This window comes from Streptomyces sp. OfavH-34-F (genome assembly GCF_022347745.1).
Taxonomy (GTDB): Bacteria; Actinomycetota; Actinomycetes; order Streptomycetales; family Streptomycetaceae; genus Streptomyces.
This window is the reverse complement of sequence record NZ_JAKRGC010000511.1, coordinates 1-2,852: the sequence shown is the minus strand read 5'-3', so window position 1 is coordinate 2,852 and position 2,852 is coordinate 1. Positions and strand designations below refer to the sequence as shown.

The following is a 2,852-nucleotide window of genomic DNA, read 5'->3' as shown; positions in this document are numbered from 1 at the left end:
CTTCGGCCCCCGCCTCGCCGGGCCGCACTGGCCCGGTCTCCTCGGCCTCCTCGGCCCCCGGGGCCTCCTGGCGGGCGCCCCCGACCCGCCGGCCGCCACCCCGCCCCCGGCCCGCACCGGGGGCCTGTGGCACGGCACCCGCCGCCTGGTCGCCGACGCCGACCGGACCACCGCCCGGCTCCACCGCGTGCTGCGCCCGCTGCTCCACCCGGCCGTCCAGCTCCCGCTGCTGGCCGCCGTCCTCGTCACCGTCGTCGCCCTCGCCCTGCACACCGGCGAACTCCTGGACGGCACGGGCGCGCTGGTCCGGGAGCCGGCCGCGCTGGCCGGCGCGGCCCTGTTCCTGTGGTTCAGCATCACCCTGCACGAACTGGCCCACGGCGTCGCCGCCCGGCACTACGGCGGCACGGTCACCGAGATCGGGGTGCGCTGGCGGCTGCCGGCCGCGATGCTCTACTGCACCGTCGACAACTACCTGTTCCTGCCCGCCCTGCGCGCCCGGCTCGTCATCGCCGGGGCGGGCGCCCACCTCAACATGGTGCTGCTGCTGCCCTTCGCCCTCTGGTGGTTCCTGCTGCCCCAGGGCGACCCCACCAGGGAACTGCTGGCCGGGCTGCTGCTGCTCGGCACCGTCCAGGGGCTCAGCAACCTCGTCCCGCTGCCCCCGCTCGACGGCTACCGGATGCTCGGCCACCTGCTCGGCACCGCCCGGCTGGCCCCGGAGACCCGCGCCTACCTGGCGCTGCGCCGCAGCGACCCGCCGGCCGCCGCCGCGTACCCCCGCCGGGCCCGGCGCCTCTACACGGCGTACGCCGTCTGCTTCGCCGTGCTCGTCCTCCTCGCCGCGACGGGCACCTGCGCCGCGGCGTACCTGCTCCTGACGGGGTGACCCGAGGTGACCACGCCACCCGCCCGTCCCCGACCGGAAGGAACCCCGCACCACATGAGTGAGGTACAGGCGATGCCGAGCAGCCCCGGCGAGGACGCCGCCCCCGCCCCCGCCGTCCGCGTCCGGCACGTCTCCAAGCGGTACGGGGACCGCCAGGCCCTCGACGACGTCTCCCTGGAGATCGGCCGCGGCGAGTTCTTCGGCCTGCTCGGGCCCAACGGCGCCGGCAAGTCGACCCTGGTGGAGATCATGGAGGGGCTGCGCCGCGCCGACGACGGCACGGTCGCCGTCTTCGGCGAGTCCCCCTGGCCCCGCAACACCGCGCTGCTGCCCCGCATCGGCATCCAGACCCAGTCCTCCGCCTTCTTCGTCCGGCAGCGGGCCCACGAGCACCTGCGCACCGTCGCCGCCCTCTACGGCGCCCCGCGCAGTGCCGTGGACGCCACGCTTGAGGCCGTCGGGCTCACCGAGCAGCGCGACATCCAGGTGGAGAGCCTCTCCGGCGGGCAGCGCCAGCGCCTCGCCATCGCCTCGGCGCTCGTCCACGGCCCCGAGCTGATCTTCCTCGACGAGCCCACCGCCGCCCTCGACCCGCAGGCCCGCCGCGACCTGTGGGAGGTGCTGCGCGCCCTCAAGGCACGGGGCCGCACGATCGTCTACACCACCCACCACCTGGACGAGGCGGAAGCGCTCTGCGACCGCATCGCGATCCTCGTGGACGGCCGGATCGCGGTCACCGACACCCCGCACCACCTCATCGGCGGCTTCAAGGCGCCCACCCGGCTGTTGCTGCCGCTGGGCCGCCTCGGCGAGGAGGAGGCGGCGGCCATCCCCGGCGTCGACCGGGTCACCGTCCAGGGCGGCGCCCTCGTCCTGGAGACCCGGGAGACCGGCCGGGTCCTCAGCGCCGTCGACAAGCTGGCCGGCCTCGACGGCGTCCAGACCCGCACCGCCGGCCTGGAGGACGTCTACCTCGACCTCACGGCCCGGTTCACCCGGTCCGCGCACACCCCCCGCCGCACCGCCGACACCACGGAGCACCAGCCATGAGCGCCTACGCCGCACTGGCCGCAGCGGGCTACCGCGCCCAGATCCGCGACAAGACCACCCTGTTCTTCACCTTCGCCTTCCCGCTCCTCTTCCTCGTCGTCTTCGGCCTCATCTTCCGGGGCCAGGACGTCGAGGAGAGCGGCCTGTCCTACCTCTCCTACACCGCTGCCGGCGTCCTGTCCTGGGGCGTCGCCAACGCCGCCGTCTTCGGCATCGCGTTCACCCTCATGCAGTGGCGGACCGACGACATCCTGCGCCTGATCCGGATGTCCCCGGCCCCGCTGAGCGCCGTCATCGGCTCCCGCTACGCCATCGCCCTAGTCGTCGGCGCCGTGCAGTCGCTGCTGTTCGTCGGCGTCGCCATGCTGCCGCTGTTCGGCCTCCGCCCCGCCTCCGGCTGGCCGCTGCTGATCCCGGTGCTCCTCCTCGGCGTCACCACGTTCCTGCTGCTCGGCGTCATCATCGGCTCCTTCGCCGACACCCCGGAGTCCGTCGCGGCCACCGCCAACTTCCTGATGCTGCCGATGGCGTTCCTCTCCGGCTCGTTCTTCCCGCTGGACTCGATGCCGTCCTGGCTCCAGCACGTCTCCGTGGTCCTGCCGCTGCGCTACCTCAACGACGCCGTGTCCCACGCGCTCGCCGGACGCGGAGACCTCTCCGACGTCTGGGTGGGCTGCGCCGGACTCGTCTTCTTCGCCCTTGTCTTCGGCGTCGCCGCCGTCAAGACCTTCCGCTGGACGAGGTCCTCATGAGCACCCCGACGCGCACCGCCCCCGCCACCGCGCCCGCCCCCATGGACCTGGCCCGCGCCGCGCTCCACGCCGCCCTCGCCGACCGCACCGGGCGCGACGTCCCCGTGGTCCCGGTCGGCACCACCGACGCCACCGCCGCCCTCGGCGACCGGGGCGCCCCC

The 2,852-nt window shown here is 74.8% G+C and carries 3 protein-coding genes; all 3 read left to right on the top strand.

Annotation, left to right across the window (positions count from 1 at the left end; translation table 11 throughout):
* A partial coding sequence (locus MHW47_RS34160) for a M50 family metallopeptidase (RefSeq protein WP_239227727.1) occupies positions 1 to 889 on the top strand: 889 nt, incomplete at its 5' end.
* 54 nt (positions 890 to 943) lie between these two features.
* Positions 944 to 1,939, top strand: coding sequence for an ABC transporter ATP-binding protein (locus MHW47_RS34155; protein ID WP_239227726.1), 996 nt, complete (start codon positions 944 to 946; stop codon positions 1,937 to 1,939).
* Positions 1,936 to 2,691 carry an ABC transporter permease gene (locus tag MHW47_RS34150; RefSeq protein WP_239227725.1) on the top strand — a complete coding sequence of 252 codons (756 nt, stop codon included), beginning with the start codon at positions 1,936 to 1,938 and terminating at the stop codon, positions 2,689 to 2,691. Before MHW47_RS34155 ends, MHW47_RS34150 begins: the two co-directional genes overlap by 4 nt.
* Positions 2,692 to 2,852 lie beyond the last annotated feature (161 nt).

Excerpts from the sequence above, each read along its gene's own strand:
- MHW47_RS34150 (WP_239227725.1), top strand. The coding sequence starts at position 1,936 with ATGAGCGCCTACGCCGCACTGGCCGCAGCGGGCTACCGCGCCCAGATC.
- MHW47_RS34155 (WP_239227726.1), top strand. The coding sequence starts at position 944 with ATGAGTGAGGTACAGGCGATGCCGAGCAGCCCCGGCGAGGACGCCGCC.